Source organism: Rhizobium sp. BK399, assembly GCF_014194695.1.
In the GTDB taxonomy this organism is placed as follows: Bacteria; Pseudomonadota; Alphaproteobacteria; order Rhizobiales; family Rhizobiaceae; genus Rhizobium.
Genome location: NZ_JACIAH010000010.1, coordinates 153,750 through 180,549, shown reverse-complemented (window position 1 = coordinate 180,549; position 26,800 = coordinate 153,750). Strand labels below are relative to the sequence as shown.

Sequence of the window (26,800 nt, the reverse complement as noted above, 5' to 3'; positions counted from 1 at the left end):
CTACTCGCTACGACAAGCGCCCGGAAAACTATCTCGCAGCGGTCAAACTCGTCGCGGCAAGGATCTGGTGTCAGAGTTTATGAGTCGACGGCCTAGGAGACGGCCGTGACGGCGCCAATGCCTGGAATTGTCATCAGCAGCTGCTTAGCCTGGCACTCCCGCGCCGCTGCGATTACGATGCGCGATGTTCTGCCACTGGACTTCCAGGAAAAGTTTCAAGGGATCCTCAGCATCGGCCGTCGGCAATCCTTGGCCTGTCCAGTGGCCGGATGAGAAGTCGTTGCCACCGCGAAAGACGGGCCTCTCCACCATTTCAAGATTGTTTCCGCCCCATCGGGGCACCATCCCCCTGTGTGCGCTGACGTACCGAAAGGCGCCGAAAAGGTTATAAACCTGCGCCGGGCTTGGGGTGAACTCAAATTGAAGTGTTGCGTTTATTGCGCGAGATCACTCTTGAACGGAGAGCGTCAATGAAGCTTGTGCGATTGACATTGAATGGGCAAGCATCGATGCCTGTCTTCATAAACCCCGACCAGGTGGTGTCATTGGTTGCGCTACCTCATCGAACACAGATCGTCACAACGGCAACTAGCGCCCACGGAGCAGCTATAGTTTATGACGTAGCCGAGCTGTCCGCGGAAGTTGTTCGTCTCCTAACGAACAGTCCAGAGATCGCAGCGCCGGGGCAAGCTTGAAGAAATCTTCGCCGGGCCAGTGGTCCTATTCAATGTAAAAGTCCTGCCCGACATTTTTGGTAGGTCAACTTTAACGTGCCTTCGGACTGAACAACGTAACGTTTCGAGACGCGGCAAACAATTGACCACGGATGTACTGGAAGTTGCCATTGAGACAGATCGAAGAGGTCGGTGCCGAGGGAGGTGCCGGCCTTTTTTCCGGACGTAGAAATCTCGTGCGTCAGGAGTGGTCTGACGTGGCGGCTCTATTGGCGAAGCGGCGTTTGGCGAAGATTCAAAACATCAAGGCGAGACAATCGCCCTGCCCCCAGCGACCGCCAGTTCTGATCGTGCACCTGCCTCGGACCGGTGACCGATATTGAACGGAGGCCGACAGGCGACGGCACATCTCCCGCTGCCCCTTTTTCGTGGCTCAAGCTTGTGACATTGGCAATTCAGATTGTGGACGCACTCGCGCTGTAAATTTCGTCGACCGTCCTTGCGAGGCTCGCGTCGAACTCCTTGTCGCTCATCGAGTCTCGAAGATCTTCTGTCAGAGCTCGTGAGAAGCTCGCAATCATGCCGTGGTTGTGGGTGAGCTTCTCGCATGCATCTGCGCGACTGTAGCCACCAGAAAGGGCCACCACCCGAACAACCGACCTGTGGTCGATAAGCGGTTTGTAGAAATCGGAAACGGTCGGAATGGTGAGCTTGATCATCACCCGCTCGCCCACTGGAAGCGCGTCGAGTCCCCGGGCGAGCTCTTCGCGCAGGATCTCCTCCGCTTCCCCCTTGGTGGGGCTTTTGATCGACACTTCCGGCTCTATGATCGGAACAAGTCCGTGACCGATGATCTGCCGAGCTACATCAAATTGCTGCTTCACTACGGCAGCGATCCCCGCCCGGTCAGCGTGAGCAATCACGGACCTCATCTTCGTTCCGAAAATTCCCTTCTTCACGGCACGGGCCAGGAGCGCGTCGAGATCGGGCATCGGCTTCATGACTTGAACGCCGTTCTCCTCGGCAGACAGTCCCTTGTCGACCTTCAGAAATGGGACGACGCCGCGATCCTCCCACAGGAACGACGGGACGGACCTTCCACCGGCATCTCCATCCATCGTCCTTTCAAACAGGATGGCCCCGATGATCTTGTCACCGGTGAAGGCGGGCGCTGTCATGATGCGCACACGCATCGCATGCATGAGTCGAAACATTTCCTCCTCGCCGCTGTAGTTGGAGTCAGCGATGCCATAGAGTCGTAACGCAGCCGGCGTGGACCCACCGCTCTGATCAAGGGCGGCGATGAAGCCCTTCTTGCTGGTCATCTGTGACATCATGCGTTCATCTGCTGTCATTTCCATCCCCTTGGGTAATGCTTGCAAGCGTCCTGGTGTCTAAGATGGTTCACCAGACCGGCTAAAGGCTTCAATTTTGGCTGAGATCGAATGGCGGAGTGTAGTTTACTCCTCGGAAAGTGCTGTTTCAGCAACCCGCGCCAGCGGTTGCCCGAGCCAATGTTTCGGCCAAGCGCGGTGCTGTCAACGATTTTTCCATATCCAGAGTGTGAGAGTGGCTCAGGCGAGTGCCATGCCTTGCCGTGTCTTCGCTCTCATCCGCATAGCGCCGACGCCCGTTCCGGGCCACCGCACTTTGACTTTTGCATGTCGTTTTTTTTGGGGATGACGGCCCCTTTATCAAACGCCGATGAGCGTTATCTAAGTAAGCCGGGTAAGTAAAAAGGGCGAGCATGACGAGCCACATCGAAACCATTGACCGTCGGATTCTTGCCGTTGATATCGGCGGCAACAACATGAAGATTCTTGCCCATGGTGTGGAAGAGCGAAAAACCAGGTCTGGACCGGCACTCTCAGCCCGGCAGGCGGTCGATGCCATCAAGCTGATGGCGAAAGATATCGACTATGACGTGCTATCGATCGGTTACCCGGGTCCCGTTCGCAACAACCGTCCGTCGCTGGAACCCGCGAACCTCGGGCCAGGGTGGAAAGGTTTTGATTTCTCCCAGGCTTTCGGAAAGCCAGTCAAGCTCGTCAACGACGCCCTTATGCAGGCAATAGGAAGCTACAAGGGCGGGCGGCTGTTGTTTCTCGGCCTCGGAACAGGCCTGGGATCGGCCATGGTGATGGAAAGCGTGGCTCAACCGCTGGAGCTCGCACACTTGCCCTACAGAAAGCAGCTAACATTCGAGGATTATGTTGGGAAGCGAGGTCTCGTTCGACGCGGCCACAAGAAGTGGAAGGAGTCCGTTTTCGATGTTGTCGCACGGCTTCAGGCCGCTTTGCTGCCCGACTACATTGTGATCGGCGGAGGCCAGATCGATGAGCTTGACGAACTCCCCAGCGGCTGCATCAGAGGCGACAACCGTCTCGCGTTTTTCGGTGGATTTCGCATCTGGCAGGACACCTCGATCATCCTTTCACGTGGTCCGGAGGGTGACGGTCTCAAACCTTGTTGAGCGTCCCTCGTCCACGGTGAGCCAGACCCACAGCCCCGCGCCAAAGACGCGTCAGACAGCGCGCTAGTAAAGTCGAAACAAACGCCTATAATGGACTGATAAGGTTGAAGAACCGCGTGCCGATATTTCTCATTGCGATATCGCTGGCTAGGGCAGGGCCGATAGCGCCTTCCCCCTCGAGCATGAGAACTCCGCCATCCTCAGTGACCTTGATAGAGGCGCCGTCCATCTCCGGCTAGCAGGCAATGGTCGTCGCGACGATGGACGCAATGTCGGCAAAGGCATTCGAACGAACTGCTGCGTTGGACGATTGAACTGCGAACATTCGTGGAAACTCTTGTTGTCATCCGTTCCTCGTCGTTCCAATGTCGTGAGGCTCCGGCACTTCCAGACCCTGCGATTTCGCTTGCGCAACCGTAAACCGAGCATTCGCTCAACTATGGGAGGATCTATGGCCAAGGGCACTGCGAAGTTTTTCAATTCCGCCAAGGGCTTCGGTTCCATCAAGCCAGATTGGCGGCGATAGAGATGTCTTTGTGCACGTAACCGCCTTCCGGCCGCAGGCCTTTATGAATTACGGTACGGGCAACAGGTTTCCTACGACCGAGCCGGATCGCAGCGGCAAGGCCCCAAAGGCGATCAACCTGCATCTGTGCTATCCGACTTCGGCAGAGGGGAGAGCAAGACCGGTCTCCCGTTCCGCCCTCGCCCGACGGGCACCCAGGATGCTGTTGTTGCAAGAGATCGTTTTTATTTTGGAACCAATGCGGAGGACGCGAGTTCTTTTGGCGCAACGCCCGTTGCATTTGACTGCGCCCCCCTCAACTGCAGTCGAAGGAAACCCGATGCCTATGGCACCGGGTTTCTTTTTTGTGTTATCGCCAAGTCTCCGGCCCAGCAACGATGAGGCAAAAAAGACCCCGAATTTGGTGAATGGCGGAGGTGCCCGGCTGTTGTACCCCTGGCGAGGCTTGATCCTAAAGCGATTCCTTCAGGATGGCCGCAAAGCTCGGATCGAACGCGCGACTGATGGGATCGGCGGCCGCACCGCGTGCGACGGCCCATGAATCCGTCATTCCGAGTTGAAACCGCGGAATGGTCCGGTCCCGCCGGTCTGCGAGGGACGGCGTAAGTGGATGCACAGCCGCGACCAGGCGCTGCGCGAGGGCTTCCGGTGCCCCTCCGCAAAGTATGACGGTCTGCGGGTCGAAGATGGTTTCGATCAGATGGATGCTCCAGCGCAGATCCATCACGGCTTCTTCGATCCAGCTCTCAATTCTCGCGTCGTCCGTTTGCGCCAGCGCGTTAATCGTCGCGTAAACGCCTGTGTCCGCCGGGTCGATCCCCAGATGCTGGTAGAGCGACGCGAGCGAAGCGCGATGCTCGAGCGGAGTCGGGCTGCCGCTCGCCGAAAGCAGGGCCATGCCGATCTCGCCGGCATTTCCGTTGGCGCCGCTATAAAGCTCCCCCCCCAGAATGAGCCCGGCTCCGATGCCGTAGCCCAGGTAGAGGCAAACGGCATGATCAAGCCCGTTCGCAGCACCGACCATGCGCTCCGCAGTTGCACATGCGGCCGCATCGTTTTGCAGGCGAACACTTAGGCCAGTGCCTGTGGAAAGCGTCTCGATCAGCGGGAATGCCTGCCATGCCGCCATCATCCACGGATCGTCGACGGCGGCATCGATGCCGAACGGCCCGGGCATGGCGGCTCCGAGGCCAACCAGACGACGTTCTGATTGTTCAAATATATCAGCAAGATCGAGGCGAACTCTCTCGATAAGCTTCAAGATGACCGCGACACCGCCGGAGGGACCAATGGGTGGCAAGTTTGCTTCGGCTCGGGCGAGCACGCTGCCGACGAGATCGACGGCGACGGCCCGCGTCACGTGCCGATCGATCTGCAGTCCGATCGCAAACGCACCTTCCGGGACCAGTGTATAGGGTGTCGATGGCTGTCCCCTGCCTTTGCGAACCGCATCCAGCGCGCTTACCAGTCCCTCCTCCTCGAGTTCGTCGATGATATTGGAGATGGTCTGTTTCGTGAGCTTCGTCGCGCGAGAAAGGTCGGCCCGCGACAGGGCCCCGTTCATCCGCAGCGCATCCATCAGCACTCGTCTGTTATGGGCGCTGGTGCCTTCATGATTTGTCCCACTCTTTGCCCTTATGGGCCGCGCATCGTTCATCCTGATTTCCTCTTGACAGCAGTAGAATATTGAAGAACAAATAAGTCAAGAGAATTGACTTAATAAGGAACCACAGAGTTCCGGGGAACGCAGAGAGCGACATGCTCTGACGACGCTCCGCACCTGGCAGCCGCTTCGCCGGCGCCTGTTCGAATGCTGATGGCGGCGACGGCCGCCCTTGGAAAACGGTGAATGTCAAAAACTGGAGGCTGGAATGTTGAAGTCACTACATAAGACGATGCTTGGCGCTGCACTGATCGGCGCGTCCTTCGCGCCGCATGCCTTTGCCGAAACCACGATCAACGCGCTCTTCATGGCGCAGGCGGCCTATAGCGAAGCCGATGTTCGCTCCATGACCGATGCCTTTTCCAAGGCAAACCCGGACGTCAAGGTCAATCTCGAATTCGTCCCCTATGAAGGCCTGCATGACAAGACCGTGCTCGCCCAAGGGTCCGGCGGTGGCTATGATGTCGTCCTCTTCGACGTGATCTGGCCAGCTGAATATGCAACCAACAAGGTCCTCGTCGACGTCACGTCGCGCATAACCGACGACATGAAGAAAGGTGTCCTCCCCGGCGCATGGACAACGGTCCAGTATGACGGAAAATACTACGGCATGCCGTGGATCCTAGACACGAAGTACCTCTTCTATAACAAGGAAATTCTTGAGAAAGCCGGCATCAAGGCGCCGCCCAAGACCTGGGACGAACTGACCGAGCAGGCAAAGACCATCAAGGACAAGGGCCTTCTTGCAACGCCAATCGCCTGGAGCTGGTCGCAGGCGGAAGCCGCGATCTGCGACTATACTACGCTCGTCAGCGCCTACAAGGGTGATTTCCTGAAGGACGGCAAGCCGGCCTTCCAGAATGGCGGCGGTCTAGATGCGCTGAACTACATGGTCGCCAGCTACAAGTCCGGGCTGACAAATCCGAATTCCAAGGAATTTCTCGAAGAAGACGTCCGCAAGGTCTTCCAGAACGGCGATGCCGCCTTCGCGCTCAACTGGACCTACATGTACAACATGGCGAATGACCCGAAGGACAGCAAGGTCGCAGGCAAGGTCGGCGTCGTCCCAGCTCCGGGCGTGGCCGGCAAGAGCGAAGCATCGGCAGTCAACGGCTCGATGGGCCTCGGCGTAACCACAGCAAGTAAGCATCCCGATGAGGCCTGGAAGTACGTGGCCTTCATGACTTCCCAGGCAACGCAGAACCAGTTCGCAAAGCTCAGCCTGCCGATCTGGGCATCCTCCTATGATGACCCAGCTGTCACGAAAGGTCAGGAGGAACTGATCTCTGCGGCCAAGATCGGTCTCGCCGCCATGTATCCGCGCCCGACCACGCCGAAATACCAGGAGCTATCTACGGCACTCCAGCAGGCGATCCAGGAGTCTCTTCTCGGCCAGTCCTCGCCGGAAGATGCCCTGAAATCGGCTGCCGAAAACAGTGGTCTCTGACCGATAGCGACACCCAGGCGGCACATGCCGCCTGGCTTCACCTTGCCAATCCGATGAATTGAGAGACGCCCGATGTCCGGCACCTGGATGACGACCCGCGCGTGGCTTTTGATGTTGCCGCTTCTTGTCGTGATGATCGCCGTCATCGGATGGCCCTTGGTCGACACCGTCGGTCTCTCCTTTACAGACGCCAAGCTTGTCGGCACGGCCGGCAATTTCGTCGGCATCGAAAATTATGTGAAGATGATGTCCGGCTCGAATTTCCAGCGGACACTGATAACGACCACCTGGTTTGCGGTCATCTCCGTTGCCGCCGAGATGGTGATCGGCGTTCTTGCGGCACTCCTACTGAACCAGGATTTCCAGGGACGGGCCGTGTTGCGCGCGTTGATGATCCTGCCCTGGGCACTGCCGACAGTCGTGAACGCAACACTCTGGCGACTGATCTATAATCCGGAATATGGCGCCCTCAACGCGGCGCTGACGCAGATCGGCCTCATCGATACCTATCGCTCGTGGCTCGGAGAACCGGGAACGGCGCTTGCCGCACTGATTGTCGCTGACTGCTGGAAGAATTTCCCCCTGGTGGCCCTGATCGCGCTTGCCGCCCTGCAGGCTGTACCCCGCGATATCACGGCTGCCTCGCTCGTCGATGGTGCCGGCGCTTTTGCGCGTTTTCGCTTCGTGATCCTGCCCTATCTCGCCGGCCCGCTGATGGTCGCCCTGGTTCTGCGGACGATCGAGGCGTTTAAGGTGTTCGACATCATCTGGGTGATGACACGCGGCGGCCCCGCCAACAGCACGAGAACGCTCTCGATCTTGGTCTACCAGGAAGCCTTCTCGTTCCAGCGGGCCGGTTCTGGTGCTTCACTCGCACTGATCGTCACACTGCTGGTGACGCTGCTTGCCCTCGCCTATGCGGCGCTGGTGCGCAAGACTGCCGGGAGTGCTGCCTGATGGAACGCAAGAGCCTATGTTTCTCAATCTTCATCCATGCCTGTGCCTTGCTGCTTGCCGCTGTCATCCTGGCGCCTGTCCTGTGGCTCTTTGTCATGAGCATTTCGCCGGCTGCCGATCTTTCCGCCAAGCCGCTACGCTGGTGGCCGCAGTCAGCTGATTTCTCGCGGTACGGCGTGCTTTTGTCGACTCTCGAAAACAGCGCCGGCGCGGCGTTCACCGCGTCGCTGAGGAACAGCATCGAGGTTGCTGGCATAGCAACGATCGCGGCGATTGCACTTGCCATTCCGGCGGGCTGGGCGGTATCGCGCACGCCCTCCGTCGGATGGTCGCTTTCAATGGTGATCGCCACCTACATGCTGCCACCCGTTGCGCTTGCCGTACCGCTCTACATGGGTCTTGCCCATCTCGGCATGCTGAACAACGTTTTTGGCCTTGCACTCGTCTATCTCACGATCCTTGCGCCGTTCACAACGTGGCTCATGAAATCCGGGTTCGATTCCATTCCCAAGGAGATCGAAGCCGCGGCGATGATCGACGGTGCAGGCCTGCTCCAGACCTGGAAGATCATCACGCTGCCGCTTGCCATGCCGGTGGTCGCAACCTCCGCACTCTTTGCCTTCCTGCTCGGCTGGGATGAATTCTTCTACGCGCTTCTCTTCACGTCCGACCAGCGCGCCAAGACACTCACGGTCGCCATCGCCGATCTGGCAGGTGGTCGTGTCTCGGATTACGGCCTGATCGCAACTGCCGGTGTGCTCGCCGCCCTGCCACCAGTTTTCGTCGGTCTCATCATGCAACGCGCCCTGATTTCCGGGCTGACAAGCGGCGGCGTCAAGGGATGACAAACACCATGGAAACGACACGACCCATCGGCCTGATTGCGATCAATCGCGAGATGGAACGCCAGCATTCCGACGCCCTCGCCTCCTTTCATGGCGCCAGGGAGGCCGCAGAGGCCATCGCCGCATCGTTGAAGAAAACCGGAAGGCTCCTCCTCCTCGGCATGGGCGGATCACATGCGGTTGGGCGCGCTGTCGAGCCGCTCTACCGGGTGATCGGCATCGATGCGATCGCCCTGCCTTTGTCTGAGCAGCTCGGGCAGCCGCTGACGCTTGACGGCAGAACCGTCATCATCACCTCTCAATCGGGCGAGAGCGCCGAGGTCGTGCGCTGGTTCTCGGAAACCGGGGGCAGCCCGGACACGTTCGGGCTGACGCTCGAGGACGGATCCTTCCTGGCCCGCACCGCAACGTGCCTTGTCGGCGCCGGTGGAACGGAACTCGCCTTTGCTGCAACGCGCAGCCTGACGGTCTCGTTTGCCCTTCATCTTGCGGTGCTGGCTGCCCTTGGCGAGGATCCCGCCGCAGCGCTCGCTGCACTTACCGCACCGGAAGCGCCAAGCATAGATCCTGCCCTTACCGCCTTGAGCCGGGTGGCTACGGTCGTTACCTCGGGCCGGCGGCTGCAGGGCCTCGCAGAGGCGCTGGCGCTCGGCCTGACCGAACTCTCCCGTCGACCCTGCTTTTCACTGGAGGGCGGGCAGTTGCGGCACGGACCGATGGAGATGCTCGACCCGGCGATCGGCGTCGTTCTCTTCAGGGGACAGGACAGCACGGCCGCTCTGGTGACAGCCATGGCCGTATCAGTCGTCGAGACCGGTGCACCCGTTGTCATCTTCGACGCTTCTGGAGACGACCCTGTTCCGGGTGCGGTCACCATCGGCTTCAAACCTGCATCCGGTCTTGCCGCAATCTTTGCGATGCTGCCTACTGCCCAGCGTCTGATGATTGCCTTCGCCGACGCCCGTGTTGACAACGCCGGCACGCCGGTGCGCTCGACCAAGATCACCCGGAGCGAATGATGCGCCCTCTTGCCGTCGTCGGAAATGTCAATGTCGACCTCATCCTTGGCCCAGCCGCACCCTGGCCGAAGGCGGGTACCGAAATCATCGTCGACCATGACGAATTGCGTGTCGGCGGTGCAGCCGGCAACAGCGCCCTTGCCTGGGACGGGCTCGGCATTCCCTTCGAAATTGCCGCAAATGTCGGCAATGACCAGTTCGGCAAATGGCTCAGCGAGACTTTCGGGAAGCGCGCCCTTAACTGGCCGGTTCGCCCGGAGCAGACGACGCTTTCGGTCGGCATCACCCATCCCGACGGCGAGCGCACCTTCTTCACGACCCGCGGTCACCTCCCACGCCTCAGCCTGTCCGATGTCCTTTCAGTTCTCGATGGCACGCGGCTCGCCGGAGGCTGCCTGCTGCTTTGCGGATCGTTCCTGACGGAGGACCTGACACGGGACTACGAGGCCTTCTTCGATTGGGCGGACGCGCATCGGATCGACGTTGCCCTCGACACAGGCTGGCCGCTCGACGGTTGGACCAGCGAAAACTGCGATGCCACGCGACGCTGGCTATCGCGCTGTGCGATCGCGCTTCTCAACGAGGTGGAGTCGACCACGCTTTCCGGCCTCGACAATCCCGCGCAGGCAGCCGCCGAACTCCGATCCCATATGCCAGATGGTGCGATCGTCGTCGTCAAGCGCGGCGCGGATGGCGCCCTTGCCATCGGATCCGACGGACAATGCATCTCGGTGGTCGCCCCGATCGTCACGGTCGTCGATACGATTGGTGCCGGTGATGTCTTCAATGCCGGCTTTCTTGCGGCATTGACGAGAGGGATGCCGCTTGCCGCCTGCCTAGACATGGGGACACAGGTTGCCTCTCGGGCCATTTCCACCCTTCCACGCAGCTACGGCAGCGAACCCGCATCCAAGGACATGGCTCAATGAGTGCGCTCGAAATCAAAAACATCCGCAAAACATACGGCGATGTCGAAACGCTAAAGGGCATCGACATTGCGCTCGAAAGCGGTGAATTTCTGGTATTGCTCGGCTCGTCAGGCTGTGGAAAGTCCACCCTGCTCAACATCCTTGCCGGATTGGCTGAGGCAACGAGCGGCGACGTTCGCATCGGCGGCCGCTCCGTCCTTGGAGTGCATCCGAAGGACCGCGACATCGCCATGGTCTTCCAGTCCTATGCCCTCTATCCCAACCTGACCGTGCACCGCAATATCGGTTTCGGTCTGGAAATGCGCAAAGTTCCGGGAGAGGAGCGCGACCGTGCGGTACGCGATGCCGCGAAGTTGCTGCAGATCGAAAGCCTGCTCGAGCGAAAGCCAAGCCAGCTGTCGGGGGGCCAGCGCCAACGCGTGGCAATCGGCCGGGCGCTGGTGCGCAAACCGGAGGTCTTCCTCTTTGACGAACCACTGTCCAATCTTGATGCGAAGCTGCGCATGGAGATGCGAACCGAACTCAAGCGCCTGCATCAGATGCTTAAGACAACGGTCGTCTACGTAACGCATGACCAGATCGAGGCGATGACGCTTGCCAGCCGCATCGCAGTGATGCGTGACGGGCGGATCGAGCAGCTCGGGTCGCCATCCGAAATCTACGACCGACCGGCAACCCTCTATGTCGCCACCTTCGTCGGCGCACCACCGATGAACCTTTTGCGTGTTACCGCACGCCGCAGCGAGCTTCAGGTCGACGGCAGCGACATGGTGCTGCCCATTCCGCGCGGACTTGAAACGAAGCCAGGCGACGGCATGAAGCTGATTGCGGGGATTCGTCCGGAAGCATTTGGACCCGGCTCGTGCGAGCATACGATCGAGGCGACATGCGAGGTCGCCGAGCTGACCGGCCCGGAACTTGTGGTGACCGCCCTTGCTGGAACGCAGCGGATCATGGCCTGCCTGCCGCCGCGCACCCTGTTGGAAAACGGCCAGCGGCTGACGCTATCCTTCGCCGCAGAGGCAATCCACCTCTTTGACGCCGAGAGCGGACTGCGCCTAAACTGACGCTGCCCCAGACCCGGCTTTGCCGGTAGCCACGAAGCGGTTAAGGGCCTTGAAGGAAAAGGCAGAAACGGGAAGACCGGTTTCCCCCTGAAGCGCCAGGTCGGCAAGAATTTCGCCGACCACACTCGTGAACTTGAAACCGTGTCCCGAGCAGGGCGAGGCGACCACCACATTCGGATTGCCCGGAGCAAGATCTAGCAGGAAATCCTCGCTGGGAAGCATGGTGTAACGGCAGGTCACCGTGTTCACGCGCTGACCGGCCGCTCCGGGCACGCGCTTGCCGACGAAGCCGTCAAGGAGCGCCGTATCTCTGTCGTTCACCGGCGGATTTTGCTGGTTGGGATCGATCGGCTCACGGAAATGGGCGTGCCGGCCGATCTTCACCCCGTCCACCCCGATTGCGGGAAATCCGAAGAAGGAGCCCTCCGCCCCTTCGTCTCGCAGGAAACACGGCATGCGCTGCGGCTGGGTCAGGAAGCCATCCTTCGGCTGATACCATGCGACCACTTGGCGGATCGGGGTCGCCAGTGTTCGCAACTCCGGAACAAGCTCGGCGATCCACGACCCGGTGGCAACCACGACCTTCCTGGCGCGATACTGACCATCTGCGGAGCGGATCGTCACGCCCACATCGTCAGGTTCGATTGCAATCACACGTTCCCCGAAATGAAGGACAGCACCATCCTGTGCCGCAAGCTTGAGGTAGCCCATGACCGCCAGTTCCGGCCGGAGATAGCCGCCTTGCGGATCGAGGACCGCGATCTCCTCGTCATCGAGCTGGAAGGCGGGAAATCGTCTGTTCATTTCCTCCTTGTCGAGGATCTGGTGCGCCAGGCCGTGCATCTGGCAGGACGCACGGGTTCCTGACACGATCTTGCTTTCCCTTGCGCCAATCTGGAGGACGCCGGTGATTGTCAGGATTTCCGCCCGAAGCCGTGCTTCAAGCACGTTCCAGTTTCGATAGGCGCGCCGCAGCAACGGAACGTAGGACGGATCCTCGAAATAGCCAAGCCGGATGAGGCGGCTGTCTCCGTGGGACGAGCTCAGCGCATGAGCCGGATAAAAGGCATCGATGCCGATCGTTTTGGCGCCCCGCTCGGCGAGAAAGGAGAGCGTGGCAGATCCCATGGCACCAAGGCCGATCACGGCTACATCGAATAGAGCTGTCATATCCGTTTCCTAAATCATGTCCGGAGGCGCTTCGGTGCGGATCAGCATTCGAAGGGCTTCCATGTCACCGGCCAGGGGACGATCGTCACCATAGTTCGAAACGACCTTGCGCGCTGTGCGATGGATTGCCTCGGTCCCCTTGGCCCGGTTTGCGGTCGGCTCAAGAAAATCGTGTGCCTGGGCAGCCGCCATCAGTTCGATTGCGACGACATACTCGGCGTTGTCGATGACCTGCAGAAGCTTGTTTGCCGCTGCAGTGGGATGAGCAAGGAAATCTTCCTGCAGACCTGACGTCAGGCCGCCGTCGGTGGAAGCGGGTGCCGCCAGCCTGCGGTTCTCGTTGCTGAGTGCGGCGGCCGTATATTGCGCGATCATGAAACCCGAATTGCTGCCGGCGTCCCTTGCCAGGAACGGCGGCAGACCGCTGACAAGCGGATTGACGAGCCGGTCCATACGGCGCTCGCTCATTGCCGATATCTGGGCGATGGCAATCGCAAGGCTATCACATGCCTGCGCAAGAGCGGGCGCGACGGCGTGCGCCTCGGACGAAACCACCGGGTCGTCAGGCGTGCCCGAGATAGCCGGATTATCGGTCACCGAGGCAAGTTCGCGATCGACGACATCTGACGCATTGGCAAAGACGTCGCGGGCGGCGCCATGCGCGTGTGGGACCGAGCGCAGGCTGAGGGCATCCTGGGTTCGCTTGCCAAGGGCAGCCGTTACCAGGCCGCTGCCAGCCAGCCGACGGCGCAACGATGCACCAACCTCGGCGATGCCGCGCGACGGACGCAGGGCCAGCACGGTTTCGTCGAAGGCAGCCATCTGGCATCCGGCGGCCTCGAGGGTCAGCGCGGCAACCGCATCTGCCCAGTCAAGCAGGTGGAGGACCCGTGAGAGGGCAACGCTTGCCAGGCCGGTCGCGCAAGCCGTGCCGTTGACGAGGCTGAGCCCCTCCTTGGCGCGAAGCACGAGCGGTGCAAGGCCAATGGCGCTAAGCGCCTCGCCACCCTTCAGGGTCTTGCCCCTCACCTTTGCGCTTCCCTCGCCAATCAGAACGAGTGCGGTGTGGGCATTGTGCGTCAGGTATCCGGCCGAGCCTTTCGAGGGCACGTCCGGAATGAGATCATGATCCAGGAAGGCAGTCAGATACCGGAGGATGTCAGTCCTGACGCCCGAATGGCCGTGAGCGAAGTTTGCAATTTGAGCCGCCAGGATCGCTCGAACCTCCCGTGGCGCCAGGAGCTCGCCGACACCACAGGCGTGACTGAGGACGATGTTGCGCGACAGGCGGCTCTGCGAGCTGCGGTCGACAACTGTATCCGACAGGGCACCGACGCCGGTATTGATGCCGTAGGCACGCACGCCGGTCTCGACGATCCGCTCGACGATCCGGCTGGCACTCTCCACACGTGCCAAGGCGGAAGGAGACAATGCAAGCGCCTCCCCGTTCGCGACGCGCGCAACGTCACGCCAGCCGATGCAGGTCTCGACGACAACAGTCATTGCCCTGTCCCGAAATGACCGATGAACTGGCGAAAAGCCGGCGTTGCGCTCCCACCGAACATCTCGTCGGGCGTACCGCTGCTTTCGACCAGCCCTTCCTTCATGAAGACGACGCGATTGGAGACGTTGCGGGCGAAGCTCATTTCGTGCGTGACGACAAGCATGGTCATGCCCTCCTCCGCCAGAGAGCGCATGACCCGCAGCACCTCGCCAACAAGCTCTGGGTCGAGAGCCGAGGTCGGCTCGTCAAACAGCATGACCTTCGGCTTCATCGCAAGCGCACGGGCAATGGCGGCACGCTGCTGCTGGCCGCCGGACAGATGCGCAGGATAGGCGTGCCGCTTGTCGGCTATTCCGACCTTCTTCAACAGGACCTCCGCCTCGGCAATGCACTCCGACCGAGGGCGTTTGAGCACATGCACCGGCCCCTCGATGACGTTCTGCAGGATCGTCATGTGTGACCACAGATTGAAGGACTGGAACACCATTCCGAGTTCCGATCGAATATGATCGACCTGTTTCTGGCTGGCAGGACGGCTCGTGCCGCCCTTGTGGATCATCCGGATCTGTTCACCGTCGACCCAGATCTCGCCATCGGTTGCCGTCTCCAGGAGGTTGATGCAACGTAGGAAGGTGGATTTGCCGGAGCCCGAGGCCCCGAGCAAGGAGATGACGTCGCCATCCTGAGCATCGAGCGAGATGCCCTTCAGGACCTCGTGCGTACCGAAGCTCTTGCGGATGTTGCGGACGGAAAGTCGGGTAACGCCTGGCATGGAAGCTCCAATCGTGTCCGTTCAGTCTCTCAGGCCTTCAGCGCCGGCGGAACCGCACGACGATGACGCGAGAGCGAATATTCGAGCAGGGACATTGCCTGCAGGATGATGAAGTTGAGAACGAGGTAGATGATGGCCGCACAGAGGAACACCTCCATCGTGCGATAGGTTTGCGAGATCAGACGCTGTGCTACGCCTGTCACCTCCCAGACCGTCACAAGGCTTGCAAGCGCTGTCGACTTCATCATCAGGACGATCTCGGTGGAATAGGCCGGGAGCGCGTGCCGGAATGCAATTGGCGCCAGGATGCGGCGAACGAGCAGAGCGCCGGACATTCCGATCGAGCGGGCGGCCTCGATCTCGCGTGGCGAGACGGCGCGAATTCCTCCGCGGAAAATCTCGGCCGAGTAGCCCGCGGTGCAAAGCGCAAGAGACAGTACGGCGCAGACAAACGGCTCTCGCAGGAACGGCCACAGGAAGGAGTAGCGGATGAACCCGAACTGGCCAAGGCCGTAGAAGACGAGAAACATCTGGATCAACAGCGGCGAGCCGCGGAAGACGAAGATGTAGCCCTTTGCAAATGCGGAGAGTACCGGGTTGCCGCCGACACGCATCCACACGATCAGCAGCGCAAGAAGACCACCGACAAAGACAGACAGAGAAAACAGCGCCAAGGTCATCGGAACGGCCTTGAGCAGGGTTGTCATTGTCTGGAGGAGAAAAGCAAAGTCCATGATGTCACCTCACGCCTTTCCCATGGCCGCTGTCGGCATGCTGCGATTGGCGCGCCGCTCGGCGCCATTGAAGATGCGGTCGGAGAGGCTCGTCAGGACGAGATAGAGGATGCCGCCGACAATGAAAAACAGGAAATACTGCCGCGTCGAACCAGCCGCGACCTGACTGGTGCGCATCAGTTCGGCGAGACCCGTCACCGATATCAGTGCCGAATCCTTGAGGCTGAGCTGCCACACGTTTCCAAGGCCTGGGACGGCAAAACGCAGCACTTGCGGGATGATGACCCGGCGAAACCGAAGGCTGCTGTTCATGCCGATGGCGTTGGCCGCTTCCAGTTCACCTTTGGAAATGGCAAGGTATGCCCCGCGAAACACCTCTGCCTGGTAGGCGCCCGATATGATGCCGACCGCGAGCGCACCGGCGAGAAACGAAGGCATGCCCAGGAAGCCCTCATAGCCCATGGCCTTGCCGATCGAGGTGACGGCGGACGAGCCCCCGAAGTAGATCAGATAGATGATCAAGAGTTCGGGCACGCCGCGAAAAACGGTCGTATAGACGTTGCCGAGGGTAACGAGAGCCGCTTTTCCAGAGAGTTTTGCGGCAGCGATGATCGCCCCCAGCACAGCTCCGATCGCCAGCGCGCTTGCAGTCACGCACAACGTCATGAGTGCTGCAAGCAGGAGAAGCGCACCCCATCCGGTCGAGCCGAATCCAATCAGTTCCAGTGTTGCCATGTCATGTTCCCCGCGCCCGCCGCAGACCCGGCGGTGTCAGAATAGCATGCGGTCTCCGGCATCATGGCCGGAGACCGTGATGTCCGGCCTTGCCGGAAATCAGTTCTGCGGGCTGACGTCGACCTTAAACCACTTCATCGACAGCTGCTTCACAGTCCCGTCGGCAAGCGCCGACTTGATCGCTTCGTTGAACTTGTCGCGGAGATCCGTGTCGGCCTGACGTACGCCGAGGCCTTCGCCCTCGCCCCAGATCGGGCCGACGATTTCAGGGCCGGTGAAGGTCAGGCTGTCGTTTGCGGACTGGAAGGCATTGGCGAAATAGACGGCATCGTCGAAACCGAGATCAATGCGTCCGTTCTGAAGGTCGAGATCCCGGTCTGCGCCGGTCTTGTATTCGCGGATTTCTGCGATGTCGCCGAAATTGTCGTAGACGAACTTCGCATAGACCGTCGCCGCCTGAATGCCGATCGTTTTGCCCTTGAAGGCTTCCTTCAGCGCATCGACCTCCTTAACGCCGGTCTGGCCGGGCGCCATCTTGATCGTCGCGCCGGTTCCGGCTGCTTTGGCGAGCGGGCTATCCTTGGCGGTTGCGAAGGCCGCGGGCGTCGCAGCATAGGGGATCGTGAAGCCAATGACCTTCTTGCGGTCATCGGTAATCGACAGTGCATCCATGATGACGTCGAACTTGCCGGCATTGAGTGCCGGGATCATGCCGTCCCAATCGGAGGCGACGAGCGTGCATTCGATCTTGGCGCGCTCGCACAGGATCTTTGCAAGCTCAGGCTCGAAACCGCCGAGCGTGCCATCGGCATTGGTCATGTTCCAGGGCGCATAGGCACCCTCCAACGTGATCGTTGCAGCCTTCCAGTCCTTGGCGGCGACCGGACCAGCAAAAGCAGAAAGCGCGACAGCGCCAGAAAGAAGAAGCGTGCGGAATGTCATTGGTTGATTCTCCTCTGAAGTGACTGTTGACCTTGCGGTCCGATACCGTTCTTCGCCGGCTTGCCCGATGTCGACTTTGATCTGGTCGATCTTTCGAGAGGTTGTATATGGTACCATATGTGATATTTTGTGTTATGCAAGTGGAAAGTCGACGGCCTGAGCGGATTCCGCCGCTGCGAAAGGAATAGCCAATGAAGCGTCAAAGCGAGATGAAGCGGGACAACGATACCGCACCGCTCTACGCCGGCGTCAAGCAGATGATCCTCGACCGCATCCATAGCGGCGAATGGCCCCCAAAGCACCGCGTCCCTTCCGAAAACGAGCTCGTGACGGAACTCGGCGTAAGCAAGATGACAGCCAACCGCGCCCTGCGCGAGCTTGCTAGTGAAGGCGAGCTTGTCCGCATCCAGGGCGTTGGCTCATTCGTCGCTGAGCGCAAGGGTTATTCCGCCCTCTTCGAAGTTCGTAACATCGCCGAGGAAATCACCGAGCGAGGCCATACCCACGAGGCATCCGTGGTAATTTTGGCGCGGGAAACCGCCTCTCCGGAGACAGCCGACGCTCTCGAGCTCGATATCGGGGCACCCGTGTTCCACTCCCTGATCGTGCACAGCGAAAACGGCGTCCCAGTCCAGATCGAGGACCGCTTCGTAAACCCGGCAGCAGCGCCCGACTACCTGGCTCAGGACTTCAAGTCACTGACGCCCAACGCCTATCTGACCACAGCTGCACCACTCAGCGGATCCGAACACATTGTCGAGGCGGCAATGCCGCAATCCTGGGAATGCAAACTGTTGACAATCCTTAAGAACGAACCGTGCCTGGCAATTCGCCGCCGCACATGGTCCGGGCGACAGGTTGTCTCCACTGCTCGCCTTATCTACCCCGGCAACCGGTATCGACTGGAGGCACGAACAGGTAAAACCTTCGAAGAACAGCCGTAGTTGTATATGGAAGACGGTCTTTTCGTGCCGCCCGCAGACGCTCGACACCCCGCCCGAAGCAATCGAACCACATCCATTGGAGCAAACTCGGGTTTCCGAAACTGACCGGGGCTCGCGGTGATCGGGATCGTCGCTGGCTACCGCGCCTTAGATCTCTGCGTTGACGGGACACTGTGGCGGCAACAGCCGGGGCGGCCCGCAAAGGCAGCAATGATTATTGCCTGGGCGAGCACCGCGGCCACTGCATAGCCGCTCTGCACAAAACTTTTTTTCCAAATGGTCAAAAAAAGCGGCATAACGATCAGGGCTGATGCACATGGCGGCTTTCCTCCCAGTTCCGCCGCAGCAGCTGTTCACCTCTGGAGGTTTTTGACCTTCACAGATTATGGGTGGCGGTTTTTCCGTCGGCCCTTTTTTCGTTCTTTCCTCGGAGCGTGGTGCAACTTGGCTTGCTTTGAACCGGAGGCTGCTGTCAGTCGCGTAACTGATCGCAGCCAAACGAATGATACATCAGTCCCCCGGTATCCATCCTCAAATATCGAATGCGCTCGGCAGGACCACGACGTCACGGATTGTGACGTTACGGGGCCTGGCGAGCATAAAGAAGATCGCGTCCGCGACCTCGGAGGGGTCGATCAACGCGCCGGCTTTTCAAACGTTCTGTTGAAAATCGGGCTGCACGGGCCAATTCTGGTCTAGCCGGATTAAAACGGGAGGTTCCTCTCAGGGTCGACACACAATCCGAGCTGTGCAAGTACCGCCCTCATCAATGCAACAACCTCCGCCGAAGTGTGCCGGGAGGTAATGAACGGCAGTCCCTTACGCGGTTTCGTCCATCCCACGACCTGGACGTCCCGTGCCGCTGGTTCAAACCGCTTCGCCAGAAGAAGCGTCTTGCAGTCAATAGCAGCGACATCTGCGCCCCCCTCGGCGATAGCTACGATCGACTGGCGGTGACTGCCTGTCTGGACGCGCTGAGAGAAGATCTCGATGGTTTCTCCCATCGCCTCGAGGTCAGACAGCAGGGCTTGGAGGCCTGACATGGAGCTGAGATCGTTAAATGCAAGCCTGCGTCCGCGCAGCTTACTCATCGGAATTTGGGCGATACCATCCGGCGACACCAATATGTCTTGTCCATCCCGACGCATGATGATTGCGCTTGAGTAGAACGGACCGCAACCTCCCTCGATACCTTCGTAGCTCGGCTGACCAACGATCTGAACATGATCCGCAACACCGCGCTCCAGCGGTCCCCAGCATGCCTGTGCGAGGAAAAGCCCGGGATGTAACCAGAGCCCTTTCAAATCGAGATCGTCCGCGGGAAGATTTGCCGGATCGGAAGCGATGACCTTGCCGGCCTCATCCAGGATGCCTCCCGGCACCGGAGGAAGGTCGCCGTTGGTTCGGGCAAGATGGTCAGGCGCCGTCACGCCGCGCGAGCGAAGAGACTCGCGAAGTCGCTCCCATTGTGCATTGGTCTCTTCCCGGACCTCGGGCCAGTCATACATGGGTAGGGAGGCAACCAGATTTAGCTGCAATGAAGGACCTCTCTTCGCTGTCTACGCTAGAGATGCGGTGACACCCCACGGTTTCGCAATAGGCAGTTTTGCCCGTCCGACAAATAAGTCATCGTGCAATCAGTGCATCAAGCCCCTCGGAGATATCGCGGCGCGCACTGACTTTCAAACAAGTCACATTATCGAAAACTTTTCAGATACTTATAGATCTTTGTTCGAAATATAGACGAGGACCGGAGGTATTCCAAGCATCCGATGAAGCTGCCCACATATCTCGTGCAAGGGCCGTTGAGGAAATGGCTCCGATGCTATTCCGGATTCCGCATGAACATTAACCGAAACAATTCTCTCGAGCGCTCCAGCCCTTCCTCTGTCAGGAATACCGATTTCGACTTGTTTACGGGATCGTGGATCAGTCCTTTGCTGTAGAGGCGATCGGTCACCGCCCAGTCGAAGCTCTTCCACGCGCGCCGTTCATCATGAAGGGTGAGCCACATGAGCGCCAGGACAGCATCATCGATCTTGTCTTCGTCAACGGTCATGCCCTCATCCTAGCACGGCTGACAGTCGGGATCTCCGAACGCCACCGCACGGTCCTCGCCGCCAGATCGTGCCTTTCCCAGAAGCGGCGGCAGCGTCGTCAGTGTCGCGGCCCTTCGCGGATGGGCCTGCAGTCAACTTGCCTACCGACGACAGGTAAGGGACAGGGCTGCGAATCCCCTCGCCGACGTCCCGTTTGACAGTCGCCCGCTCAGTTGTTGGGGTGGAGCATCCAGTCCGATATCAAGCGTCGGCGCGCTATGGGTACACCAACCGACCGATACAAGATCGATTCCCGAGGATGCGATCATCGCTACGGTTTCGGGCGTAACCCTCCCCGATGCTTCCGCAATGGCACGCCCATCGATGATCGAAACGGCTTCGCGGAGTTGTGACGGCGTCATGTTGTCGAGCAGGACAGCATCGACACCCTCCTCCATGGCCTCGCGCAGCTGATCCAGCGTATCAACTTCGACCTCGATCTTGACCATGTGACCGACGCCGGCGCGGGCGCGTCGAATTGCGTTGACGACACCTCCTGCGATCGCAACGTGATTGTCCTTGATGAGGACGGCATCATGGAGGGCGAAACGGTGGCTCATTCCGCCGCCGGCACGAACTGCGTACTTCTCCAGCGCGCGCAACCCCGGCGTCGTCTTGCGGGTGCATGCTATCGACGCCTTTGTCCCGGCAACGGCGTCAACGAGGTTCGCCGTCACCGTCGCGATGCCTGACAGATGCCCCAGAAAATTGAGCGCCGTGCGCTCGCCGGTCAGGATGCCGCGCGACGGCCCGCTGATCGTCGCGATCGTATCACCGGGACTTACCCGACGACCGTCCTCCACCTCCCGCGTCACTGCAATCGTCGGATCGACGAGCTGGAGCGCGAGTTCCGCAGCATCAAGACCAGCTATTGTCCCGGGCTGCCGCGCGACCATGAGGAACGACGACTGGTGGTCCGCAGGGATGACCGCAGCCGACGTAACGTCGCCGGCAAGCCCAAGATCTTCAATAAGCGCGGCGCGCACCATCGGTTCGATGACAATACGAGGCAAGGGAGCAAGGGACATGTCAGGCACTCCTGGCAAAAGACTGGATATTGGCATGCGCGGCATCAAGAATGTCCGCGAGCGTCATGAACCGGCGGGTTGCAGCCGGCAGCTTTGATGGAAAGTCTGTTCGAGCATGCGCGCCACGGCTTTCCTCGCGAAGCATCGCGAAGACGGCGATCGCCAGGGCGACAATAGCCGGATCGGCTGTTAAAGTTGTGCCTTCGGCGATCGGCAACAGCGTGGAAATCGCCGTCCGAAGGGAGGCCGCGTTGCGCAGGACGCCGAGGTTAGCCGAAACGGTACCCCTTACAGCAGACGCGTCCGGCGCCTGCGAAGGAGGCATCGATCGAACCCGTCGAATGGCCCCTTCGACGGTGCCGCTGAGATCTTGCGCGGCCCGTACGCCGAGGACGGCGGCTTCGAGCAAGGAATTGCTTGCCAGACGGTTGGCTCCGTGGAGACCCGTTGACGCGGCCTCCCCGACAACCCAAAGTCCCGAAACCGAGCTCCGGCCCCTCGCATCGGTTGCAATTCCGCCCATGTGGTAGTGAACGGCCGGGCGAACGGGGATAATGTCAGAGCCCGGGTTTATGCCTGCCTCGCGGCATAGCGCATCGATGGTCGGGAAGCGGGTGGCGAACCGATTGCCAAGTGCCCCACGAGCATCGAGGAAGACGCGTCGCCCCTTTGACAGCTCGGCACTGATGGCACGCGCGACGACGTCGCGTGGCGCAAGTTCCGCCCCAGCAATACCCCACATGAAGCGCTCTCCCCGGTCGTTGAGGAGGATTGCTCCCTCGCCCCGAACCGCCTCACTCACAAGGGCAAGCGGACGCCGCGCCGAATCGAGTCCTGTCGGATGAAACTGTACGAATTCCATATCGGCAAGCACTGCGCCGGCCCTCGCAGCCAATGCAATGCCCTGACCGAAGTTGCTGACCGGATTGGTCGTGGAGTCGTAAAGGCCGCCAATCCCGCCGGTCGCCAACACCACCCGGTTGGTCGCGATGGCCGTGAGCTGCGAAGCCCTGGACACGACCACGCCGCTGACGGTCCCATCACATGTCAGAAGGGAGCGCAGCTCGGTCCCATCAAGAACGGTGATCGAGGGCGTTGCCGCAACGGCCTCAAGAAGTGCGGCGACGACGGCCGCACCTGATCCGTCTCCGGAAGCATGCACGATGCGGCGACGGGAGTGAGCTGCTTCGAGCCCCAGCACCAGGTGCCCTAAGCTGTCCCGGTCGAACGTGACACCTGCCCGCTCCAGACTAGCAATGACCGCCGGACCCTCGGCGACAATATCAGCGGCAACTAAGGGATTGCAGAGGCCGTCACCGGCCGCGAGCGTATCAACGAGATGCAGATCGGCCCCGTCATCCCTACCTAGACTTGCAGCGATCCCGCCCTGCGCCCAGGCGCTTGATGTGTGTTCTCCGATTGCCCCACGGGTGACGAGCACGACCGGTTGCGGCGAAAGCGTAAGGGTTGTCATGAGGCCGGCAAGGCCGCTTCCGACGACGACGACCTTGCCGTTCAAATCGTCGAACCGCCCGATCATATGGCGAGCATCCGCTCAACGGCCCGCCTTGCAGCGACGGCTACTTCCGGGTCGACAGTGACCTCGTGGCGATTCTGCTCGAGGGCTGTGCGGATGTTCGCCAAGGTGATCCGCTTCATGTGCGGGCAAAGATTGCAAGGGCGAATGAATTCGACATCAGGATGATGGACGGAAACATTGTCGCTCATGGAGCATTCCGTCAGCAGCACAACGCGAGCCGGGCGCCGCTGTCCGACGAAGTCCGACATGACCGCAGTTGACCCCGCAAAATCGGCGGCCGCGACGACATCGGGCGGACATTCCGGATGTGCCAAAACCGTCACGCCCGGGTGGTTTTCACGAAGTTGCCTGACATCGTCTGCCGTAAACAGCTCGTGGACCTCACAGTGACCGTGCCAGGCGAGCACCTCGACATCCGTTTCACGCGCGACGTTGCGAGCGAGATATTCATCTGGGATCATCAGCACGCGCGGTACGCCGAGCGATTCAACCACCTGCTTCGCATTACCCGACGTGCAACAAATGTCGGACGCGGCCTTCACGGCCGCCGAGGTGTTTACGTAGGTAATGATAGGCACGCCTGGATGTGCCTTGCGCAAAAGCGCCACGTCCTCGGGCGTGATCGAGTCAGCAAGCGAACAGCCAGCTCCCATATCCGGAATGAGGACGGTCTTGCCCGGGTTGAGGAGCTTGGCTGTCTCGGCCATGAAATGCACGCCGGCCAGCACGATCACGTCGGCCTCGACGTCGATGGCCTTGCGCGCAAGAGCGAGACTATCGCCAACGATGTCGGCTACACCATGGAAAATCTCGGGTGTCTGATAGTTGTGAGCAAGGATGACCGCGTTGCGTTTTCGCTTGAGATCGAGGATCGCCTCGACGTCGTCTTCGAACGACATCCACTCTGCTTTCGGAATAACACGCTGGACGCGCTCATAAAGGGAGGACGCGGAAACGTTGCGATTCATGGCATGCTCCAATTTATACTCTCTATGAGTATATCGTGGACGCAATAGATATTCTCCTTTTGAGCATATGTCAACCGCGTGAAATGGGAAGCCTGGATCCGGACAGCTCGCGCTCTTCACGCACAGCATGGCGATAACGGAAAAGTTTCGCGGGCCGGCCGCCCGTTTCGCTCATCCTCTCGCCAGTTTCCTCGACAAGGTCCTGCTGTTCGATCAATCGCCGGAAGTTCTGCTTATGGAGCGTCAGCCCGGCGAGAGCCTCGACGCTGCGTTGCAATTGCAGCAAAGTGAAGCTCTCGGGCATGAGCTCAAAGACGACGGGGCGATACTTGATCTTTGCCCGCAACCTCGCAATCGCCGTTGCGAGGATACGCCGATGATCGGCAAACATTGTCCGACCGGCGTTGGCATCCATCTCCCTACCCGACTCCGCGACCAGACCCGCTTCATAGAGGAGCTCGTACCGCTGCAAGACAAGATCCTCATTCCACCGCGCGCCGCCGAACCCGAAGGCAAAACGTGCTCGACGCATTCGGTCCTGTTGCCGGTGCGGATCCCGCTCGGCCCATGCCGTCAGACGAGCTTCGATACGATCCGTGTCGGCTGGTCGCCCTGACCGCCGGTCCTCCCAGGGAAAATAGCTGTACCAGCCCTGCCAGCCAGGCCGACCACCACCCCGAGCGGCCTCTTCATGCACAAGGCCCAGGTAGCTTATCGAAATCGTCCTGCCGCCAAGGATCTCATTGTTCCTGTCGCGGTCAGCGAAGGTGTAGAGCTGCTCCAGATAGCCGACCGGATGACCGGTCTGGTCCTGAACCCATTCACGCAACCCGCTTTGCAAGGTTCTATGACCCATCTCGAAGGGCCCCGATGGCAATGCCTCGCCGGCGCGAATGGTCATGACACGTGGCTCGTTGCCTGTAACGGCAACAAGGACGGCGATCAATTCGGCGTGGGCAAACCCGATCGTCACTGGCTTACGAATCCATCTCTTCAGCTGCTGCAATTTCTGACATAACCAGATTCTGTCGGAAAGCACCGGGCAGATCGACAAACCACAAATTTGCCAGTCAGCGGCCCGAGACGAGCACGGGACGTTGCCTTCGAAAGAATGGACGAGACGGATGCCCGCAGATACATTTCCTCGTCGACAATACCAAGGGCGCTCACATTCCTATACCCAGTTGTTGATGTAAGGACTGTTCAGTCCACGTGTTCCATGACCTTTAGATCTATCGCGACGCCGCTGTCGGCGACAATGTGCAGCGTGCGGATCATGTCGGCGGCTTGGAGGAGTGCCTCGCCAAGTTCACTCCTGCTTCGACTGGGTGCCGACCTTGCAAGCGCCCAAAGCAAGACAATGGCGTCGCTCCGCGTGCCGCTTCCTGGGATGCCGACAGATTCGCGGAGGTCCCGGATAACAACAATCGACCGATAGATCAGCCCACTGAACTCGTCAGGCTGAATCTTATCGACCTCGTTCGCGGCGCGAACGAGTTGCGAAATGACGTCTGTCGCAATGGCCAAAAATTGATCCTCTCCCGCCAAACCATTGAACACACACGTGAATCAAAGTCAACGCTCGAACACAGCCGCGTTTTGATGTCCGCGGTCCGCTCCGCGCTCATGAGGCTCTCTGTCATTTGCAAGAGATGAGGCTGGAACGCGGTCAGTTTGTTGAGGTCGTCAATGCGCCTTTGCAGCAAATCAGTCCGACATGATCCGGCGACTCGGAGACAACCGGGATGAAGGTGCTGTGACTGTAAACCATCATCCCGAAATTAAGCCTCTGTTAACCGCATGGCCTCTTAGCTGCCCTCGTCCAATGAACGAGGATATCTGATGAAGCCTGTCGCTTTCGCAATTGCCGGCATGATGCTGGCAGTCTCCCACTCACAAGCAGAACAACGGCGTGAGCCAGACGAATGGGGGTACCGGCTGGACAAAGGCCGCCCAATGCAAAATTGGCGCTGGTACAGCAGCGTGAAGGACTATCACCGTTTTGGTTTGCACGAACCGGGCATCGGACAAGAGTGGGTCAGGGTCGATAACCACTTCGTGCTGCTCAATACGGCGACCGGCGTCATACTGAGCTTGTCCGCCGCCATTTGACTACGCAACTCCGAGCGCCATGGATCCCTGGAACAAAAGGGCACGTGTATTGTTCGGCCGCAGGAAGAACGGGGTCGCACTTCCCCGTCATTCCAGAAACTGCCGCTTGAACTGCCCGCTTTTTTGTTTCAGGCGGGGCATTTTTCCATTGAGCGCTCGATGCATTTCACTTCCCCTGCTGGGCAAACGGCGGTGACGGGAGGGTTCAGCCGTCGGGGCTGTGGTGCATTGTGAAGCCGAAGGAGGCCCGGCAATGCTCTGAGCAATAGCCAACGACCGTTGTTGGAACCGTCGAAAGGGAGGGTTTGCACGTCACCGTTGTTTCCCTTTCAGCATGGCCCCGCTTGTTCTCCGGCGGGGCCTTTGCGTTTCCAGAGACGCTTGTCTTCCATACAGTCGCACCGGCGTGGAAGGCCCACTGGGTCAACCACTCTCAAACCTACCTCCAGTCCGATGATCGTCCACCGTTCCTTCAGGTGGAAACTTTTTGCGCATGCGCAGGAACAAAGGCCCGATATCGACCGTTTCCCGCACGCTTCAGAATTGAAACCCCTGGAAGCACAATTCCGACCCCGCACCCGAGACTGCGGGGTTTCTTTTCCGCAGTGCGACCTGCGTCCACTGTATTAAGGGACTTTCGGGAATGCCCGAT

The 26,800-nt window shown here is 59.8% G+C and carries 24 protein-coding genes and 3 pseudogenes; 11 read left to right on the top strand and 16 right to left on the bottom strand.

The genetic code is table 11. From position 1 onward, the window contains the following. Positions 1 to 83: pseudogene (locus FHT97_RS20825) on the top strand (IS5/IS1182 family transposase); the annotation flags it as partial. Between the two features lie 1,046 nt (positions 84 to 1,129). On the opposite strand, the gene FHT97_RS20820 reads toward FHT97_RS20825, so the two are convergent. Beyond that, complete coding sequence (locus tag FHT97_RS20820) at positions 1,130 to 2,029, bottom strand: fructose bisphosphate aldolase (RefSeq protein ID WP_183759166.1); 900 nt, start codon at positions 2,027 to 2,029, stop codon at positions 1,130 to 1,132. 392 nt (positions 2,030 to 2,421) lie between these two features. Between FHT97_RS20820 and FHT97_RS20815 the strand changes: the two genes are divergently transcribed. After that, positions 2,422 to 3,147, top strand: a complete 726-nt coding sequence (locus tag FHT97_RS20815) for an ROK family protein (protein WP_183864103.1) — start codon at positions 2,422 to 2,424, stop codon at positions 3,145 to 3,147. 451 nt (positions 3,148 to 3,598) lie between these two features. Next, positions 3,599 to 3,794: pseudogene (locus FHT97_RS30965) on the top strand (cold shock domain-containing protein); the annotation flags it as partial. Between the two features lie 330 nt (positions 3,795 to 4,124). Here the strand turns inward: FHT97_RS30965 and FHT97_RS20810 are convergent. After that, complete coding sequence (locus FHT97_RS20810) at positions 4,125 to 5,330, bottom strand: ROK family transcriptional regulator (protein WP_183759168.1); 1,206 nt, start codon at positions 5,328 to 5,330, stop codon at positions 4,125 to 4,127. 214 nt (positions 5,331 to 5,544) lie between these two features. Here FHT97_RS20810 and FHT97_RS20805 point away from each other — a divergent pair, with 214 nt between their 5' ends. From FHT97_RS20805 to FHT97_RS20780, 6 genes are all read left to right on the top strand, one after another. Next, positions 5,545 to 6,783 carry an extracellular solute-binding protein gene (locus FHT97_RS20805; protein ID WP_183864102.1) on the top strand — a complete coding sequence of 413 codons (1,239 nt, stop codon included), beginning with the start codon at positions 5,545 to 5,547 and terminating at the stop codon, positions 6,781 to 6,783. Positions 6,784 to 6,855: 72 nt separating this feature from the next. After that, positions 6,856 to 7,740, top strand: a complete 885-nt coding sequence (locus FHT97_RS20800) for a sugar ABC transporter permease (protein ID WP_183759170.1) — start codon at positions 6,856 to 6,858, stop codon at positions 7,738 to 7,740. Further along, a complete protein-coding gene (locus FHT97_RS20795; RefSeq protein ID WP_183759171.1) occupies positions 7,740 to 8,585 on the top strand; it encodes a carbohydrate ABC transporter permease in 846 nt (281 codons plus the stop codon). Before FHT97_RS20800 ends, FHT97_RS20795 begins: the two co-directional genes overlap by 1 nt. After that, positions 8,582 to 9,604 carry an SIS domain-containing protein gene (locus FHT97_RS20790; protein ID WP_183864101.1) on the top strand — a complete coding sequence of 341 codons (1,023 nt, stop codon included), beginning with the start codon at positions 8,582 to 8,584 and terminating at the stop codon, positions 9,602 to 9,604. The genes FHT97_RS20795 and FHT97_RS20790 overlap by 4 nt, the downstream gene beginning before the upstream one ends. Next, entirely contained in the window at positions 9,604 to 10,533 is a 930-nt protein-coding gene (locus FHT97_RS20785) for a PfkB family carbohydrate kinase (RefSeq protein ID WP_183864109.1), read from the top strand. Before FHT97_RS20790 ends, FHT97_RS20785 begins: the two co-directional genes overlap by 1 nt. After that, complete coding sequence (locus tag FHT97_RS20780) at positions 10,530 to 11,600, top strand: ABC transporter ATP-binding protein (protein WP_183759174.1); 1,071 nt, start codon at positions 10,530 to 10,532, stop codon at positions 11,598 to 11,600. The genes FHT97_RS20785 and FHT97_RS20780 overlap by 4 nt, the downstream gene beginning before the upstream one ends. Here FHT97_RS20780 and solA read toward each other — a convergent pair. The 6 genes from solA to FHT97_RS20750 form a co-directional block, all read right to left on the bottom strand. Then, positions 11,592 to 12,770: an N-methyl-L-tryptophan oxidase gene (solA, locus tag FHT97_RS20775; RefSeq protein ID WP_183864100.1), complete on the bottom strand. Its 1,179-nt coding sequence runs from the start codon at positions 12,768 to 12,770 to the stop codon at positions 11,592 to 11,594. The two genes, FHT97_RS20780 and solA, sit on opposite strands and share 9 nt — an antisense overlap. Before the next feature lie 9 nt (positions 12,771 to 12,779). Further along, positions 12,780 to 14,273: a histidine ammonia-lyase gene (hutH, locus tag FHT97_RS20770; protein WP_183759176.1), complete on the bottom strand. Its 1,494-nt coding sequence runs from the start codon at positions 14,271 to 14,273 to the stop codon at positions 12,780 to 12,782. Beyond that, positions 14,270 to 15,046: an ATP-binding cassette domain-containing protein gene (locus FHT97_RS20765; RefSeq protein WP_183759177.1), complete on the bottom strand. Its 777-nt coding sequence runs from the start codon at positions 15,044 to 15,046 to the stop codon at positions 14,270 to 14,272. The genes hutH and FHT97_RS20765 overlap by 4 nt, the downstream gene beginning before the upstream one ends. A 29-nt stretch (positions 15,047 to 15,075) precedes the next feature. Beyond that, positions 15,076 to 15,780, bottom strand: a complete 705-nt coding sequence (locus FHT97_RS20760) for an ABC transporter permease subunit (protein WP_183759178.1) — start codon at positions 15,778 to 15,780, stop codon at positions 15,076 to 15,078. Positions 15,781 to 15,789: 9 nt separating this feature from the next. Then, on the bottom strand, positions 15,790 to 16,515 hold the full coding sequence (locus FHT97_RS20755) for an ABC transporter permease subunit (RefSeq protein ID WP_183759179.1): 726 nt from the start codon (positions 16,513 to 16,515) through the stop codon (positions 15,790 to 15,792). 99 nt (positions 16,516 to 16,614) lie between these two features. Further along, the gene (locus tag FHT97_RS20750) at positions 16,615 to 17,457 is read right to left on the bottom strand and encodes a transporter substrate-binding domain-containing protein (protein WP_183759180.1); all 843 of its coding nucleotides are present in this window, start codon (positions 17,455 to 17,457) and stop codon (positions 16,615 to 16,617) included. 191 nt (positions 17,458 to 17,648) lie between these two features. Between FHT97_RS20750 and hutC the strand changes: the two genes are divergently transcribed. Further along, a complete protein-coding gene (hutC, locus tag FHT97_RS20745) occupies positions 17,649 to 18,401 on the top strand; it encodes a histidine utilization repressor (RefSeq protein ID WP_183759181.1) in 753 nt (250 codons plus the stop codon). A 531-nt stretch (positions 18,402 to 18,932) separates the two neighbouring features. On the opposite strand, the pseudogene FHT97_RS30960 reads toward hutC, so the two are convergent. From FHT97_RS30960 to FHT97_RS20705, 8 genes and pseudogenes are all read right to left on the bottom strand, one after another. Continuing rightward, positions 18,933 to 19,067 (bottom strand): annotated as a pseudogene (locus tag FHT97_RS30960) (glucose dehydrogenase); the annotation flags it as partial. Positions 19,068 to 19,105: 38 nt separating this feature from the next. Then, positions 19,106 to 19,939 carry a PhnD/SsuA/transferrin family substrate-binding protein gene (locus FHT97_RS20735; RefSeq protein ID WP_310503142.1) on the bottom strand — a complete coding sequence of 278 codons (834 nt, stop codon included), beginning with the start codon at positions 19,937 to 19,939 and terminating at the stop codon, positions 19,106 to 19,108. Between the two features lie 287 nt (positions 19,940 to 20,226). After that, the gene (locus FHT97_RS20730) at positions 20,227 to 20,460 is read right to left on the bottom strand and encodes a DUF6429 family protein (protein WP_183864099.1); all 234 of its coding nucleotides are present in this window, start codon (positions 20,458 to 20,460) and stop codon (positions 20,227 to 20,229) included. A gap of 141 nt (positions 20,461 to 20,601) precedes the next feature. Next, positions 20,602 to 21,564 (bottom strand): carboxylating nicotinate-nucleotide diphosphorylase, encoded by a 963-nt coding sequence (gene nadC / locus FHT97_RS20725; protein ID WP_246712709.1) that lies wholly within the window; start codon positions 21,562 to 21,564, stop codon positions 20,602 to 20,604. After that, positions 21,530 to 23,068, bottom strand: coding sequence for an L-aspartate oxidase (locus tag FHT97_RS20720; protein ID WP_183864098.1), 1,539 nt, complete (start codon positions 23,066 to 23,068; stop codon positions 21,530 to 21,532). The genes nadC and FHT97_RS20720 overlap by 35 nt, the downstream gene beginning before the upstream one ends. Beyond that, positions 23,065 to 24,036 (bottom strand): quinolinate synthase NadA, encoded by a 972-nt coding sequence (gene nadA / locus FHT97_RS20715; protein ID WP_183759184.1) that lies wholly within the window; start codon positions 24,034 to 24,036, stop codon positions 23,065 to 23,067. Before nadA ends, FHT97_RS20720 begins: the two co-directional genes overlap by 4 nt. 70 nt (positions 24,037 to 24,106) lie before the next feature. Next, on the bottom strand, positions 24,107 to 25,009 hold the full coding sequence (locus FHT97_RS20710) for a hypothetical protein (protein ID WP_183759185.1): 903 nt from the start codon (positions 25,007 to 25,009) through the stop codon (positions 24,107 to 24,109). A 230-nt stretch (positions 25,010 to 25,239) separates the two neighbouring features. Beyond that, the gene (locus FHT97_RS20705; protein WP_183759186.1) at positions 25,240 to 25,563 is read right to left on the bottom strand and encodes a hypothetical protein; all 324 of its coding nucleotides are present in this window, start codon (positions 25,561 to 25,563) and stop codon (positions 25,240 to 25,242) included. Positions 25,564 to 25,878: 315 nt separating this feature from the next. On the opposite strand from FHT97_RS20705, the gene FHT97_RS20700 reads away from it, so the two are divergent. After that, a complete protein-coding gene (locus FHT97_RS20700; protein WP_183759187.1) occupies positions 25,879 to 26,148 on the top strand; it encodes an RcnB family protein in 270 nt (89 codons plus the stop codon). The last annotated feature ends 652 nt before the right edge of the window (positions 26,149 to 26,800 follow it).